Genomic DNA, 16,219 nt, shown 5'->3' on the forward strand with positions numbered 1-16,219 from the left:
CCGCCTTATGGTGAGCTCGCCCTGATATGTCGCGTTCTCATGCATGAGTGCGCGGTTGCGGACTGCTTTGCGGTTCGTCATTAAACAGGGTGCTGCTGTGTCCCGCGAAGAAGCCGGACAGGCGGCATGCACTATTTTTCAGGAGAGTTTGTGTGAAGGCAGAACATTCCACTCGCCCCGGCAGGGGACTCAGCATCTGGTCCGTGCTGTTCGGGCTGGTGCTGCTGGCGATCGGCCTGTTTTTCGCTATTGGCGGCGGTAAACTGGTGGCGCTGGGTGGCAGTAAATACTTTCTGATTGCCGGTATCGTTATGACAGCGTCGGCGATCCAGTTTGTGCGGCGCAAAGCGTCAGCGGTGACGCTGCTGGCCCTGGCGTTTATCGGAACCCTGATCTGGGCGGTAATGGATGCCGGCTGGCACTTCTGGCCGCTGGTTTCCCGGCTGATGGTGCCGGCGGGCCTGATGCTGTTCGCATTCCTGACGTGGCCTGCGCTGCGCAAAAGCGAAGGCAAAGCGCCGCTGGCAACGTTCTCTTACGCGCTGTCAGCGCTGATTGCAGCTGGCATGATCGTCACCGTGGTGCAGATGTTTCAGCCGCATCCGACCGTGGCTTTTACCGGGTCGCAGCTGCCGCTGATCCCAACAGATAAAAGCAAACCGCAGCAGGACTGGAGCAGCTACGGCCGCACCCCGGAAGGGGATCGTTTTGCGGCGATTGATCAGATCACGCGTGACAACGTTAACGAACTGCAGGTTGCCTGGACCTTCCGTACCGGCGACACGCCGCTCAGCCCGACCGGCAATGGCGCTGAAGATCAGCAGACGCCGCTGCAGGTCGGCAACACGCTCTATCTCTGTACGCCGCACAACAATGTGATTGCGGTAGAAGCGGACAGCGGTAAGCAGATCTGGAAGCGTGAAATCAACGCGCAGGCGGAAGTGTGGAACCGCTGCCGCGGTCTGGCCTACTTTGACGCCACTAAACCGGTGACGCAGCCCACGCAGCCAGGCTCCACGCCGGTGCCGGCACCGGTTCTGGCCGCAGGCGACAGCTGCCAGCGCCGTATCCTGATGAACACGATCGATGCGCGTCTTATCGCGATTAACGCCGACAACGGCGAGTTCTGCGCCAGCTTTGGCAACAACGGCGTGGTTGACCTGAAGCAGGGGCTGGGCAAGGCGCCCGATCCGCTCTATCAGCTGACCTCTGCACCGCAGGTTGCCGGTACCACCGTGGTAGTCGGCGGTCGCGTGGCGGACAACGTGCAGACCGATATGCCAGGCGGCGTACTGCGCGGCTTTGATGTGATCAGCGGTAAAATGCGCTGGGCGTTCGATCCGGGCAACGACGATCCGAATGCGGTACTGATGCCGGGCCAGGATTATACCCGCAGCACGCCAAACTCCTGGGCGCCGCTCTCCTACGATCCGGCGATGAACACCGTGTTCCTGCCGATGGGCAGCTCGTCAGTGGATCTGTGGGGCGCGAATCGCACAAAGCTCGATCACACCTACGGTGCATCTATCCTTGCGCTGGATGCCACTACCGGCAAACAGAAGTGGGTCTATCAGACAGTCCATAACGACCTGTGGGATTTCGACCTGCCGATGCAGCCAAGTCTGGTCGACTTCCCGATGAAGGATGGCACCACCAAACCGGCGGTGGTCATCGGGGCAAAAACCGGCATGATCTGGGTGCTGGATCGCCTGACCGGCAAGCCGCTGACCAAAGTGGAAGAGCGGCCGATGCCGCAGGGGCACATCCCGAACGAGCAGTACACCAAAACCCAGCCGCACTCGGTTGAGATGCCCAATATCGGCAACCAGACGCTGACGGAATCCGATATGTGGGGCGCGACGCCGTTTGACCAGCTGGCGTGCCGTATCGCGTTTAAAGGCATGCGCTATGACGGTCTGTTCACCGTACCGGACACGGACAAATCGCTCAGCTTCCCGGGGTCACTGGGTGGTCTGAACTGGGGCAGCATTTCGTTTGATCCCAACAACCAGTATATGTTCGTCAATGATATGCGCCTCGGCCTGTGGGTACAGATGATCCCGCAGGACACCAGCAAAGTGGCCCGCGGCAGCAACGGCGGTGAATCGGTTAACACCGGCATGGGCGCCGTACCGCTTAAGGGCACGCCGTATGCGGTGAATAAAAACCGCTTTATGTCGCCGCTCGGCATTCCGTGTCAGGCCCCGCCGTTTGGTACGCTTTCAGCCATCGACATGAAAACGCGTCAGATCGTCTGGCAGGTGCCGGTGGGTACCGTGCAGGATACCGGCCCGTTTGGTATCAAAATGCACGCGCAGATGCCGGTAGGTATGCCAACGCTGGGCGGTACGCTGGCAACGCAGGGTGGACTGGTGTTTATTGCCGGTACGCAGGACTACTACCTGCGCGCCTTTGACAGCTCAACCGGTAAAGAGGTGTGGAAAGCGCGCCTGCCGGTCGGCAGCCAGGGTGGCCCAATCAGCTATGTCTCGCCCAAAAATGGCAAGCAGTACATCCTGATCTCTGCCGGTGGCGCACGCCAGTCGCCGGATCGCGGGGATTATGTGATTGCTTACGCGCTGCCAGACAGCAAGTAAGAGCAGCAGGGCCGGCAGAGGATGCCGGCCTTTTTTTTGCCTACTCTCCGTTCTGCCACAGCGCCTGCAGCGCTGGCGGCGCATCTTTTTCCGCTACGTAAATCACGATAGCACCCGCCTCATGATGGGTGGCGTAGGTGATCTGGATACGGAAATAGTGTTGATCGCCACTGCCTGCGGAGGCAGCCTGTCCCGCCTGCTCGCCGAGCGGCAGCGCCTGCTCCAGCACCTGGCAGACCCGCTGTTTCTGCGGCTCCGGCAGCTGGGCCAGCGCAAAACGCCGCTCTTTACGCAGTTTGGGAATAAAGGCGAAGCCGCCCTCCCGCGCCAGCTCTACGATGGCGTCATCCGTCAGTTCTATGTTCACTTCACACCCACCTCTTGCCAGGCGGCCTGGATCTGCTCCGCGACCTGCCGATCAAAGCGTTTTGCCGCATGTTCAACGGTAAAGCGGGCAAAGGTGCTGAAATCAGCGTCCTGCGGCAGGGTTTTGTCGCACAACGTGTCATACCACGCCTGACCGGCGCGTTCCCACGCAAAGCCGCCCAGCGCGGTGGCCGCAAGATAAAACGCGCGGTTAGGAATACCGGAGTTGAGATGCACGCCGCCGTTGTCATCACGCGTTTCGATATAGTGCGCCATATCCGCCGGCTGCGGATCTTTACCCAGCAGCGGGTCATCATAGGCGGTGCCGGGTGCTGACATTGAGCGCAGACCGCTGCCGTTAATGCCTTTAGCCAGTAACCCTTCGCCGATGATCCAGTCCGCTTCCTCCGCGCGCTGCTGCCGCTGATACTGTTTTACCAGCGAGCCAAAAACATCAGACATCGACTCATTCAGCGCGCCCGCCTGCTGAAAGTAGATCAGTCCCGCTTCGCTTTCCGTGACGCCGTGCGTCAGTTCATGGGCGACCACGTCAATCGCGATGGTGAAGCGATTAAAAATCTCGCCGTCACCGTCGCCAAAGACCATCTGCTGGCCGTTCCAGAAAGCGTTCTGATAATTCTGGCCGTAGTGCACGGTGCCGTCCAGCTTCAGCCCTTTGTTGTCGAGCGAGTTGCGCTGATAAACGTTCCAGAAAAAATCATAAGTGACGCCCAGATAGTCCCAGGCTTCATCTGCGGCCACGTCGCCGTTGCCAGGCTCGCCTTCCTGACGTATCAGCGTGCCGGGCAGCGTCTGACTCTCTCCGGCATCAAAAATGGCGCGCAGCACCTGGCCTGGTCGGGCGATATCCGCCGGTGCGATGACGCGGTGCGGCTCCGCCATTAGCTGCTGAACGTGAGTAAGCGTGCGGCGCGCCGACGCCTGTTGCGGCCCTGCACAGTTGTCGATGATGTTACGCAGGATATAGGGGGGAATTACGCTGTATGACATGCCGGACTCCCTGAGTGATGGGTATGCAAAGAGTATAGACCGGGGTCAGGCAGAGCAGGGAACGTGCAGGCAGGGAGGGGATCTCCCTGCCGGGCTGGTCAGGACTGGCGGGGTTTACGGCGGCGTTTCAGCGGCGTGAGGGCGGTGACTTCGCTCTCCACCCAGCCATCTTCCAGCCGGGTGCGCAGCCTGTCGCCCGGCTGCAGCGGCGCGATCTGTTTTACAACCTCGCCCTGCGCATCGGTGGTAACGCTGAAGCCGCGCGCCAGCGTCGCCAGCGGACTGACCCCTTCGAGCTGCGCCATCAGCGTGCCAAAGCGCTGGCGATCCTGCCCCAGCTGCTGCTGCATGCTCTGCTGCAGCCGGTAGTGCCAGTGCGCAAGCTGCTGCTGCGCGCGCAGGATGCGCCCCTGTGGCTGCTGCGCACTGAGTCGCTGCAGCAGCCGATCCTGCTGGCGCTGGGCGCTGCGCAGCTGCCGATCGGCGGCCGCGCCTAAGCGACGCTGCAGCTGAAACAGGGCGGTCTGTTGCCGCGCCAGGCGCAGCTGCGGATGCTGCTGCTGCAGGCGATGCTGAAGCTGCGTGAGGTAACGCTGCTGCCCGGCGAGATAGTAGTCCATCGCCATCTCCATGCGCTGCTGCTGTGACTGCAGCTGCCGCAGCAGCTCAACCTGATTGCGGCTGACAATCTCAGCGGCGGCAGAGGGCGTGGGCGCGCGCAGATCGGCGACAAAATCGGCGATGGTGACATCCGTTTCATGCCCCACGGCGCTGACCACCGGCAGGCGGCTGGCAAAAATCGCACGCGCCACGCGCTCATCGTTGAAGCACCAGAGATCCTCCAGCGAGCCGCCGCCGCGCCCGACAATCAGCACGTCACATTCGTTGCGCTGGTTGGCCAGCTCGATGGCACGCACAACGGCAGCGGGCGCATCGGCACCCTGCACCACGGTGGGGTAGATAACCACCGGGAGTGAGGGATCGCGGCGGTGCAGCACGCGCAGCACATCATGCAGCGCGGCGCCGGTTGCGGAGGTGATCACCCCGACCTGGCGGGCCGGATCGGGCAGCGGCTGTTTGAACTGCTGATCGAACAACCCTTCTGCGCTGAGCTGCGCTTTCAGCTGCTCAAACTGCTGCTGCAGCAGGCCTTCACCCGCCGGATGCATGCTTTCAATGATTAACTGATAGTCGCCGCGCGGCTCATACAGCGTGACGCTGGCCCGCACCAGCACCTGCTGCCCGTGCTGCGGCCGGAACGTCACGCGCCGGTTGCTGTTGCGGAACATCGCGCAGCGCACCTGGGCGCCATCATCTTTCAGCGTGAAGTACCAGTGGCCGGACGCGGGCTGCGTGAAATTGGAGATCTCAGCGCTGAGCCACACCAGGCCCATCTCATTTTCCAGCAGCGTGCGCACCGTGGTGTTGAGGCGGCTGACGGTAAAAATATTGGCGGTTGCAGGTAGCGACATGTGATGAAGATCAAATTTTAAATCAGAGGGTTAATTCATCGATACTACAGGGCTGCTGCGCAGGATCAAGACTTTTTCTGAAAAAGCAGTAGAGGCAATCGGTTTCGTCCTGTATAATGCCGCGGCAATATTTTATCTGTTTTCAACGCCCCCAGGTGGAGATATTGCAATGCTAAGAATCGCGAAAGAAGCCCTCACATTTGACGACGTCCTGCTCGTTCCCGCTCACTCCACTGTATTGCCCAACACCGCTGACCTCAGCACCCAACTGACCAAAAACATCCGTCTGAACATTCCTATGCTCTCTGCGGCGATGGATACCGTGACCGAAGCGGGTCTGGCGATCGCGCTGGCACAGGAAGGCGGCCTCGGCTTTATTCATAAAAATATGTCGATTGAGCGTCAGGCTGATGAAGTGCGTAAGGTGAAAAAGCATGAGAGTGGCGTGGTAACAGAGCCGCAGACCGTGCTGCCAACCACGACGCTGGCGGAAGTGAAAGAGCTTACCGATCGCAACGGCTTCGCCGGCTATCCGGTCGTCAACGCCGGTAACGAGCTGGTGGGGATCATCACCGGTCGCGATGTGCGCTTTGTAACCGATCTGACGCTGCCGGTTACCGCGGTCATGACGCCGAAAGAGCGTCTGGTTACGGTAAAAGAGGGGGAGGCGCGCGAAGTGGTGCTGCAGAGGATGCATGAAAAGCGCGTTGAAAAAGCGCTGGTGGTGGATGAGAGCTTCCACCTGCTGGGCATGATTACCGTAAAAGATTTCCAGAAAGCTGAACGTAAACCCAACGCCTGTAAAGATGCGCAGGGTCGTCTGCGTGTAGGTGCGGCGGTGGGTGCCGGCGCCGGTAACGAAGAGCGCGTGGATGCGCTGGTTGCCGCGGGCGTTGATGTGCTGCTGATTGACTCTTCACACGGCCACTCTGAAGGCGTACTGCAGCGCATTCGTGAAACCCGCGCTAAATACCCCGACCTTGAAATCATTGGCGGCAACGTTGCCACCGGCGCCGGTGCCCTGGCGCTGGCTGAAGCGGGCGTTAGCGCGGTGAAAGTAGGTATCGGTCCCGGCTCTATCTGCACCACCCGTATCGTCACCGGCGTGGGCGTTCCGCAGATCACCGCTGTTTCTGACGCCGTTGCGGCGCTGGAAGGCACCGGTATTCCGGTCGTGGCAGATGGCGGTATCCGCTTCTCCGGCGATATCGCTAAAGCGATCGCTGCAGGCGCAGCCGCAGTGATGGTTGGCTCTATGCTGGCCGGCACCGAAGAGTCTCCGGGCGAGATCGAACTCTATCAGGGGCGCGCATTCAAATCGTACCGCGGCATGGGCTCGCTCGGCGCAATGTCCAAAGGCTCTTCTGACCGTTACTTCCAGACCGACAACGCCGCAGATAAGCTGGTGCCGGAAGGTATCGAAGGCCGCGTTGCCTATAAAGGCCGTCTGAAAGAGATCGTCCATCAGCAGATGGGTGGCCTGCGCTCCTGCATGGGTCTGACCGGCTGCCCGACCATTGATGACCTGCGCACCAAAGCGGAGTTTGTCCGCATCAGCGGCGCCGGCATCAATGAGAGTCACGTGCACGATGTGACCATCACCAAAGAGTCACCGAACTACCGCATGGGTTCCTGATCCCTGAAGATTTCCCGCCCGGCTCTGGCCGGGCGCTTTTATTGTTAAGTCCATCCCACTGGAAATGCCTCAATGACGACTGAAAATATTCATAAACATCGTATCCTGATCCTCGATTTTGGTTCGCAGTATACGCAGCTGGTTGCGCGCCGCGTGCGTGAGCTGGGCGTCTACTGCGAACTCTGGGCGTGGGATGTCACCGAAGAGCAAATCCGTGCGTTTAACCCGAACGGAATTATCCTGTCAGGTGGCCCTGAGAGCACCACCGAGCTGGACAGCCCGCGTGCGCCTGAGTACGTCTTTAACGCTGGTGTGCCGGTACTGGGCGTCTGCTACGGCATGCAGACCATGGCGATGCAGCTGGGCGGCAAGGTTGAAGGCTCAAATGAGCGCGAGTTTGGCTATGCGCAGGTGGAAGTCACCACGCAGAGCGCGCTGGTGCGTGATATCGAAGATGCGATCAGCGCCGCCGGCAAGCCGCTGCTGGATGTCTGGATGAGCCACGGCGATAAAGTCACCGCAATCCCGGCTGACTTCGTCACCGTCGCCAGCACTGAAACCTGTCCGTTTGCCATCATGGCGAATGAAGAGAAGAAATTTTACGGCGTGCAGTTCCATCCGGAAGTGACGCACACCCGTCAGGGACTGCGCATGCTGGAGCGCTTTATCCGCGATATCTGCGGCTGTGAAGCGCTCTGGACGCCGGCGAAAATCATTGAAGACGCCGTTGAGCGTATCCGCCAGCAGGTAGGCAGCGACCGCGTGATCCTCGGCCTCTCCGGCGGCGTTGACTCCTCGGTGACCGCGATGCTGCTGCACCGCGCCATTGGCGATCGCCTGACCTGCGTATTTGTTGATAACGGTCTGCTGCGCCTGAATGAAGCGGAGCAGGTGATGGATATGTTTGGCGACCATTTCGGTCTGAACATTGTCCACGTACCGGCGGAAGCGCGCTTCCTCGATGCGCTGGCGGGTGAAAACGATCCGGAAGCCAAGCGTAAAATCATCGGCCGCGTGTTTGTTGAAGTGTTCGATGAAGAAGCGCTGAAGCTGACCGAAGTGAAGTGGCTGGCGCAGGGCACCATCTATCCGGACGTAATTGAGTCCGCCGCTTCTGCCACCGGTAAAGCGCACGTCATCAAATCGCACCATAACGTGGGTGGCCTGCCGAAAGAGATGAAGATGGGCCTGGTTGAGCCGCTGAAAGAGCTGTTCAAAGATGAAGTGCGCAAGATCGGTCTTGAGCTGGGCCTGCCATATGACATGCTCTATCGTCATCCGTTTCCGGGACCCGGTCTCGGCGTGCGCGTGCTGGGCGAAGTGAAGAAAGAGTATTGCGATCTGCTGCGCCGCGCCGACGCCATCTTTATTGAGGAGCTGCGTAAAGCGGATCTCTACAATAAAGTGAGCCAGGCGTTTACCGTGTTCCTGCCGGTGCGTTCCGTTGGCGTAATGGGCGACGGCCGTAAGTATGACTGGGTCGTCTCACTGCGCGCGGTGGAAACCATCGACTTTATGACCGCACACTGGGCGCATCTGCCATACGATTTCCTTGGCCGCGTCTCCAACCGCATCATCAATGAAGTCAACGGCATCTCCCGCGTGGTGTATGACATCTCCGGTAAGCCACCGGCGACGATTGAGTGGGAATGAGACTATTATTTAATTTATTTTTTTAATTGATTTAGTGAATGCCATTGATGATATTGACTGCATTATCAATGGCATTTTTCATGATATAAGGCCGACGCTGAATCGAAGATATAGCAAATATCAAGTGACCGTATCAGCAAATACCATGGTATCGACAATCGGGTGCATTGTAGATGCCATCAATGCCCGCTTTTGGTCAGAACCGTTCTCTCGACCCAAACATCCAGATCGTTAAATATGCGGCAGAGGAGCACCTCGTAATCGAAATTGTGAATAAAACAGCCGCCGCTCGGAATCGAAGTCTCCATACGGGTGAATAAAGTTTGCGGAAAACATGCTAAGAAATTAGAAAAGATTTAATAACAGGACAGCAATGGCGATTAACGGAGAATACGGTGTTAGTGCAGTCACCGTGGATGAACTACTCAAGCAAGGCCTTCGAATACCAAACTATCAACGCCCATACAGTTGGGAAGTATCGACCGCTCTACAACTGGTGGATGATCTCAGCGAGGCTCTTCGAGATACCGAACGAAATGATATTCCCTATGTTTTGGGTGCGATCATTCTTCACGATGATGGTGAGTATCTTAATGTAGTCGACGGACAGCAACGTCTGCTAACTTTGCGAATGATTCTTGCGGCCTTAGATCCGATAAATCATCAGATTTCGGTGTCTGGTAACAGCGAAACCCCTGTCTCCCTGGTTTGGATGGAGCTTCAAAAACGCCTGTCGCAGTTGGAAGATAAAAAAGAATTTTTGGATTTTATCCGCCACAAATGTCAATTGGTGCGTATTGTGACGGACGATATTGATGAGGCATTTCGTGTCTTTGATTCCCAGAACTATCGCGGCAAACCGCTTGCCCCTCACGACTTGCTAAAAGCACATCACCTGCGCGAAATGCATGATGAGTCCGCTGCTATGAAAGTGGCTGTCGTTGAGGCTTGGGAAGCCGTAAAAGACGAGGATCTGGACAGGCTTTTTTCTACTTTTTTATACCGGATATCCAAGTGGTCACGAGGCGAAAGCTCGCTCGAATTTGCTATTCGGGACATCGGCATGTTCAAGGGGATTTCATCACGATCCCACAGATCATTTTCGCCAAATCAGCGATATCACCTTGCAGCACAAGCCGCTATGCCACTTCTAAGTGCATGGGCGGAGCCCTCTACACATGATGCACGAAATGCCGGTCGTAGCCGCTTTCAGCTTGATGCACCAATAATCGCTGGGCGCTCATTTTTCGAGATGGTGACATTCATGCTTGACGAATTGAAGATACTGGAAAAAGAGGTTATCGACAAAGGTTTCAAAAACTTTGGCCCATCTCAAAGTCGCTACCGCTACGTGTACGAATTGTTCATTGCCGCGCTGCTTTGCTATACAAACAAGTTTGGCGATGAAGATGTGGATGAAGTGCGAAATAGGTTATTCGCATGGGCATATGCCTTGCGAGTCGAGTTACTTCGTGTGCAATTTGTATCTGCTGACAACCGAGCGCGAGGTAAAAACGATGCAAATAAATCGCCTTTTGTTTTGCTACGCAACGCGATGAATGGAAGTGTTGTCCGCAAACTTCCAATAGCAAGTCAGCCATACAACACCAACCACGAAAAGGAACTCGTTATTTTTATCAAGGGGCTGCAATGAGTAAAAAGGAGTTGAAACCTGAACTGCTAACAGTAGGCAAGCTATTCACGGACAATTATCTGATTCCTGTTTATCAACGGAACTATGCTTGGCGTGCCGAACAAATTGAGCAACTTATCAGCGATATTCACGACTCGGTAATTGGAGGTCAGGACGGCTATTTTCTTGGGAACCTTGTTGTAATCAAGCGGGGTAGAGAAGATGAGTTCGAGGTCATAGATGGACAACAAAGACTTACAACCCTCTATTTGCTTCTGACCTTCTTGGAGCAGGACGGTGAGGGTGAGAAGCCGTCGGTTGGCCATGCAGGCCATTTGCAATATGAGTCGCGCGCACGGGCAACGGAAGCCCTGCGGCGAGTAGCACAGGAGGCGGCTAAGGAACATGTCCGACCGCAGTACTCCATAAATAATGCAGATGCTGGCATTCATGAAGGCTACAGCATCATCAATCAGTTCTTCAAACAAAATGAAGCCCTTAATCGCTCACGCAAAAAATTCTCCGATTTCTTGCTAACGAAGGTGACTGTTGTCCGTGCCTCGCTGCCACTCAATACCGACCTCAATCGCTACTTCGAGATCATGAACACTCGTGGGCAGCAACTCAGGCAGGTTGATATTGTTAAGGCTCGCCTGATGAGCAAACTGCCCAATCAATCTGAACGCGAATGCTTCGCGTGGATTTGGGATGCCTGTGCTGACATGGATTCTTATGTCCAGATGTCTCTGACCCGTGGTGACACCAGTTTGCGAAACAAAGTATTTGGCGATGAATGGTCCTGGCTGGAGGTGACCAGCTTCGCGTCGCTAATGGAAAGTTGTCCGCAATCCAGCAACAATTCATCAAGGCAATCCTCCGAAGGAGTATCGTTGTCCCTGGATGAGGCGTTGTCAAAATACGCTAAAGAGATCGAGTCAAATTCAACTGAAGACGAGGGCAACGAGCGGTTTCGTTCGACTATTGAGTTTCCAGCCTTTCTGCTACACGTTCTAAGAATCATGAAAAGCGATGAGGTCGAAGACGAAGGCCAGCTTGACGACAAGCGCCTCATCAAGTCATTTGACGACGCTGTAAAGAATGTACCCGATGCTAAAGCCGATTGGGTGCGTAGCTTTGCATTCATGCTTCTCAAGTGCCGCAATCTCTTCGATGGCTTCATCCTGAAGCGTCAATTCACAGCGAACATTGGTGACGATGGCGATTGGTCTCTCCAGCGATTGAAGAAAGGCGGCGCGGACAAGAAGTTAACTCCGACGTACATCCATGTTTTCTCGACCAGCAATGGAAACGTAGAGGAGGACGGCGGTGCTGACCCATATACCCGAGATGTGTTGCTACTTCAGTCCATGCTTCGGATTACCTACACCTCTCCGCGAACGATGCACTGGATTACCAAAGTTCTTCGCTGGCTATCCGTTAAAGCCCCTCAAAACGCGAAACATGCGGATCTTGCCGATTTGTTGAGGGGGTATGCCCGCAGCAAGGTCAAAGAGGCATTCCCCTTTGAGGAAGATAAGCAACCACAAGGGTTTGGTATTAGCCGTATCGTCTTTTCGTATCTCGACTATCTTCTGTTGAGCGATTCCTCAAAACGAGATTTCAAATTTCAGTTCAGAACTTCCATTGAGCACTTTTATCCACAGCATCCGGACAAAGAACAGTCAGGCGCGGTTGTTTCAGGTTCTAGCCTTAACCTGCTTGGCAATCTCGCGCTCGTAAGCGTCAGCGCGAACTCAAAATTCAGCAATAGCCTTCCCGGAGCGAAGGCCGAAAACTTCAAGGATACGATTGAACGTCAAAGTCCCAAGCTCAAGAGAATGGCGGAAATCACTCGAGATACAAGCTGGGACGATCAGCAGATAACAGCGCATCATGAAGAGATGGTGACATTGCTTCGTGATGATGTAAGTCTGGTGGAGGCAAGCGGAGAATCCTACCTGGGGCTTTGACTTCTTTGAATAACCGCTTTTGGACGAATCTCCCTCGCGGAGTGCAAGTTGTCAGTCTAAAAGCGTTTTGCATCGGGCGACGCGATTAGTACAGCACTCAGGTTTTCTTGCCATAATATTTTGTGGGGTATTGATATGGAAATTAAATACTATGTCATTGATTTTATATTTTTTTAAGATGGCGTTTACCATAGAGTGGGAATAACCCCCTCCTGACATAAAGCCCGCCGCGTGCGGGCTTTTTTATGGCTGAAACACAGCGACAGCACACGATGATGTGTTTGCCGGCGCGTCGCGTGCCAGCGCATAGTTGGTGAATAAACAGACGCCGTTTTGCTGCATAATGACGCACTCTTTCTCTGCCCGGACACCCTGAATGCTGCCTGTGAAACTTATCCTGCTGACTTTTCTTTGCGCCGTGATCCTGTCGCTGGCGGCGAGCCTGGCGCAGGCGACGCGCAGCGGCGACCTGCAGACCGGGCAGGGCGGCTGGGCCACCGCGCGGCGCGACTCCGCCGGACTCGCACCCGATCCGCAGCGCTACGCCAGCGAGGCGGTGGTGCAGGTCTATGCGGCACCTACTTACGGCTGGAAAGGCGCGGTGGCGGTGCATCCGTGGATCATCTTTAAGCGCGCCGGCGAAACGCAATATAACCGCTATGAGGTGATCAGCTGGGGCAGCGGTGACAAGGTGCGGCGTAACCGCAACCTGCCGGATGGCTACTGGTATGGCGCCCGTCCGCGTCTGCTGGTGGATCACCGCGGGGCGGCAGCGCAGGCGATGATCCCGCAGATTGAGGCGGCAATCCGCTCTTACCCGTGGCCCGCCACCTATCGCGCCTGGCCGGGGCCAAACAGCAATACCTTTCTGGCGCATATTGGTCGCCAAGTGCCGGCGCTGAAGCTCGACCTGCCGGCAAATGCGGTTGGTAAGGATTACCGCTCGCTGCTGCACCCGATAGGGCTGCCGCCATCGGGGCGCGGCCTGCAGCTGTCGCTGCTGGGCGTACTGGGCGTGACGGTCGGTGCGGAAGAGGGGGTTGAGATGAACCTGCTGGGGCTTAATCTGGGCGTGGATTTCACGCCGCTGCGCCTGCGGCTGCCGTTTATTGGCGGTATCGGGCGGGATAACGTGCAGAAGGATAATCCCTGACGGGGCGCCGCGAATTGCGGCGCGCCGGGCACTCAGCAGACGCCGAAGTCGCCCTCTTCATGATAGAGATTGACGCTGTCTGCTCTAATCTCAATCTCTTTTTTCAGCGGGTCGTCGATACGGGCGCACCAGAGCATATCGCCCTCTGCACGCAGCACCTGCATTTTAGGACCACCGGTTTTCGACTGCACAAAATCGCCTGCGTTAAACATGCTGTATCTCCATCGGATAAGAGTATGAGTGAGTGTAGCTGCGCCAGTATAAAGGCGCAGCTGTCATGCCTCAGTGCGGCAGTAAAAACAGCGTGGCCAGACCGAGAAAGATAAAGAAGCCGCCGGTGTCGGTAAGCGCGGTAATCAGCACGCTGGACCCCACCGCCGGATCGCGCTTCATTTTGGTCATGATCAGCGGAATAAGCACGCCCATCAGCGCCGCCAGCAGCAGGTTCAGCACCATCGCCAGCATCATCACGCCGCCAAGCTGAATATTGTCATACATCAGCCAGGTGATGCCGCCCATAATGCCGCCCCAGAACAGGCCGTTGATCAGCGCCACGCCCAGCTCGCGACCAATCAGAAAGGAGAAGTTGCCAGGCTCCACCTGATGCAGCGCCAGCGCGCGTACAATCATGGTAATGGTCTGGTTGCCGGTATTGCCGCCAATGCCCGCCACGATCGGCATCAGGGTCGCGAGCGCCACCAGCTGTGAAATCGTGGCTTCAAACAGGCCGATGACGCGCGAGGCGATAAACGCGGTGCAGAGGTTAATCGCCAGCCACGTCCAGCGCTTGCTCACCGCTTTACGCACCGGCGCAAACACATCCTCCTCCTGGCTGATCCCGCCCATTTTACGGATGTTGCTCTCATTCTCCTGGTTAACCAGATCGATCACATCCTCAACGGTAATACGGCCAATCAGTTTGCCTTTGGCGTCGGTAACGGCGGCAGAGATCAGGTTATAGCGCTCAAAGGCGCTGGCGGCATCCTCGGCGTTGTCATTGAGCTGAAACGTAGTGGGGCGGGGATTCATCACATCTGCGACCAGCGTTTTGGGCTTATTGAGCAGAATATCGGTCAGCGGCAGCTCGCCGAGCAGCTGGTTTTGCGCATTGGTGATAAAGATTTTATCGGTGCCGTTGGGCATACTGCTGCGCTTGCGCAGAAAGCGCTGCACCGTGGCAAGGGTGACGTCGGCGCGCACGGTGAGAATATTGAAATCCATAATGCGGCCTACGCGGTCGCGGTCGAGCTCAATCACATCGAGCAGGCGCGCGCGCAGCTGCGGCTCCAGCGTGGTCAGCAGGCGGCCGGTGAGATCGCGCGACAGATAGCGCGCCAGATAAACCTGATCGTCGATATCCAGCGGTTCAATCGCGCGCAGGATCTCGCGGTCGCTCATGCCCTCGGTGAGGCTCTCCCAGACGGTCTCTGAGGCTTCAACCAGCACGCGACCACGCTGTTCAGAGGGCACCAGCTGCCAGAGCGCCCGGCGCTCCTCTTCCGGCAGCGCTTCCAGAATATCAGCGAGGTCGGCGGCGTGCAGCGGGGCCAGCTCCTGCTCCAGCTGCTGGCGCCAGGCGGCTACTTCGCGCAGTTCTGCCGCGTTGAGATCGACGGATTTATCCAGCAGGACATCCACTAAGTCCTGTTTGCTCAGCAGCAGTGAAAGAATGCGCTGGCGGGATTCGGTTAGTTGTTGTGCGTGCGAGGCAGACATAACGCGTCCTTTGTGTCTGTAAAGTCAGCACAAAGTGTAGCGTGTTACCGCCAGAACGGGCAGAACAAAGGCGCCAGTTACAGCGTTAGCGTGTCTCGCTGCTGCTCAGCGTTGCCGGTTCCGGCAGGGTCTTTTTCTGCTGATGATGCTCAATGGCACCGGGAATGATAAAGATCAGGCGACCAGCCAGAATAAAAAAGCTGATCAGCAAAACGATGCGGGTCATGGTGCCGGTTTTGGGACGTCTTCGTGGTGATAGGGCGCTGTTCACGCGGGTGTTCCTGTTGATACCCTTCAGGGCGATAGCAATATTTAGTCACAGTTGCCGGGCGGGGTCAATCGCTGTATGAAAAATAAGCACGGAAGCGATGCATCAGGCGCCGCGAACCGTGCTCTGCTTCAGTAGCTCGCCTTTTGCGCCAGCAAAGTAGCAAACTGACATTTGATACGGTTACCGTCAGCGTCACGACGGTGCAGTTCGCCGACATCCTCATTATATTTTACGATGTGCCAGTTGCGGTAGTAGTGGCTCAGCTCGCCCGATTTAAAGGTAAACGGAAACGCCTGCGTATTGGGGTAGTCAGCGGTGCTCATCGCCGCCACAATCAGGTTGTAGCCATACTTCTGCGTACTGGCCTGCATATCGGCAATCAGCTGCGGGATCGTCTCCGGCTGCAGAAACATCATCACCACCGTCGAGAGCACAAACTGATAGCTGCCGTTGAAGCGCAGCTGGTTGAGATCGCACAGCGCCGTCTGAATATTCGGCAGCTGTTCGGCAGCAATAATCGTATTCAGATAGTCAAGGCTTGCCGGATTAGCGTCCCAGGCGGTGACGTTAAAGCCGTGCTGGCTGAGATAAAGGCTGTTGCGGCCTTTACCACAGCCGAGATCCAGCGCGTTGCCCGGCGTCAGCTTCGGCAGCGCCGCGCGCACTTCAGAGTGCACCGGCGATAAATCATATTTTTCTGTAAACCAGTTATCAGGGCGTATTGTCATTGTCAGACAGCGG

13 protein-coding genes are annotated in these 16,219 nt (G+C 56.7%); 6 read left to right on the forward strand and 7 right to left on the reverse strand.

Annotated features, from left to right (window positions below):
- Positions 1-152 precede the first annotated feature (152 nt).
- A complete protein-coding gene (locus tag AC2CF9_RS13990; protein ID WP_484557278.1) occupies positions 153-2,597 on the forward strand; it encodes a glucose/quinate/shikimate family membrane-bound PQQ-dependent dehydrogenase in 2,445 nt (814 codons plus the stop codon).
- 40 nt (positions 2,598-2,637) lie between these two features.
- Here AC2CF9_RS13990 and AC2CF9_RS13995 read toward each other — a convergent pair whose 3' ends face one another.
- The 3 genes from AC2CF9_RS13995 to xseA form a co-directional block, all read right to left on the reverse strand.
- Positions 2,638-2,964 (reverse strand): protealysin inhibitor emfourin, encoded by a 327-nt coding sequence (locus AC2CF9_RS13995; protein ID WP_484557279.1) that lies wholly within the window; start codon positions 2,962-2,964, stop codon positions 2,638-2,640.
- A complete protein-coding gene (locus AC2CF9_RS14000; protein ID WP_484557280.1) occupies positions 2,961-3,974 on the reverse strand; it encodes a M4 family metallopeptidase in 1,014 nt (337 codons plus the stop codon). Before AC2CF9_RS14000 ends, AC2CF9_RS13995 begins: the two co-directional genes overlap by 4 nt.
- Positions 3,975-4,072: 98 nt before the next feature.
- Positions 4,073-5,446 (reverse strand): exodeoxyribonuclease VII large subunit, encoded by a 1,374-nt coding sequence (gene xseA, locus AC2CF9_RS14005; RefSeq protein WP_484557281.1) that lies wholly within the window; start codon positions 5,444-5,446, stop codon positions 4,073-4,075.
- A gap of 169 nt (positions 5,447-5,615) precedes the next feature.
- Between xseA and guaB the strand changes: the two genes are divergently transcribed.
- The 5 genes from guaB to AC2CF9_RS14030 all read left to right on the forward strand — a co-directional run bounded on the left by guaB (position 5,616) and on the right by AC2CF9_RS14030 (position 13,491).
- Positions 5,616-7,082, forward strand: coding sequence for an IMP dehydrogenase (guaB, locus tag AC2CF9_RS14010; protein WP_071667901.1), 1,467 nt, complete (start codon positions 5,616-5,618; stop codon positions 7,080-7,082).
- Positions 7,083-7,154: 72 nt separating this feature from the next.
- Positions 7,155-8,735 (forward strand): glutamine-hydrolyzing GMP synthase, encoded by a 1,581-nt coding sequence (gene guaA / locus AC2CF9_RS14015; RefSeq protein WP_108569447.1) that lies wholly within the window; start codon positions 7,155-7,157, stop codon positions 8,733-8,735.
- Positions 8,736-9,108: 373 nt separating this feature from the next.
- On the forward strand, positions 9,109-10,389 hold the full coding sequence (locus AC2CF9_RS14020; RefSeq protein ID WP_484557282.1) for a DUF262 domain-containing protein: 1,281 nt from the start codon (positions 9,109-9,111) through the stop codon (positions 10,387-10,389).
- Positions 10,386-12,338, forward strand: coding sequence for a DUF262 domain-containing protein (locus AC2CF9_RS14025; RefSeq protein ID WP_484557283.1), 1,953 nt, complete (start codon positions 10,386-10,388; stop codon positions 12,336-12,338). The genes AC2CF9_RS14020 and AC2CF9_RS14025 overlap by 4 nt, the downstream gene beginning before the upstream one ends.
- Before the next feature lie 376 nt (positions 12,339-12,714).
- Positions 12,715-13,491, forward strand: a complete 777-nt coding sequence (locus AC2CF9_RS14030; protein WP_484557284.1) for a DUF3750 domain-containing protein — start codon at positions 12,715-12,717, stop codon at positions 13,489-13,491.
- Between the two features lie 32 nt (positions 13,492-13,523).
- Here the strand turns inward: AC2CF9_RS14030 and AC2CF9_RS14035 are convergent, their stop codons facing one another.
- The 4 genes from AC2CF9_RS14035 to tehB form a co-directional block, all read right to left on the reverse strand.
- On the reverse strand, positions 13,524-13,703 hold the full coding sequence (locus tag AC2CF9_RS14035; RefSeq protein WP_104085283.1) for a YodC family protein: 180 nt from the start codon (positions 13,701-13,703) through the stop codon (positions 13,524-13,526).
- A gap of 70 nt (positions 13,704-13,773) precedes the next feature.
- Positions 13,774-15,207, reverse strand: a complete 1,434-nt coding sequence (gene mgtE, locus AC2CF9_RS14040) for a magnesium transporter (protein WP_039379576.1) — start codon at positions 15,205-15,207, stop codon at positions 13,774-13,776.
- Positions 15,208-15,292: 85 nt separating this feature from the next.
- Complete coding sequence (locus AC2CF9_RS14045; RefSeq protein ID WP_039379573.1) at positions 15,293-15,478, reverse strand: YfgG family protein; 186 nt, start codon at positions 15,476-15,478, stop codon at positions 15,293-15,295.
- 128 nt (positions 15,479-15,606) lie between these two features.
- Complete coding sequence (tehB, locus tag AC2CF9_RS14050) at positions 15,607-16,206, reverse strand: tellurite resistance methyltransferase TehB (RefSeq protein ID WP_150018166.1); 600 nt, start codon at positions 16,204-16,206, stop codon at positions 15,607-15,609.
- Positions 16,207-16,219: the final 13 nt, after the last annotated feature.

The sequence above is a fragment of the Pantoea sp. SYBGC1 genome, from assembly GCF_057197005.1.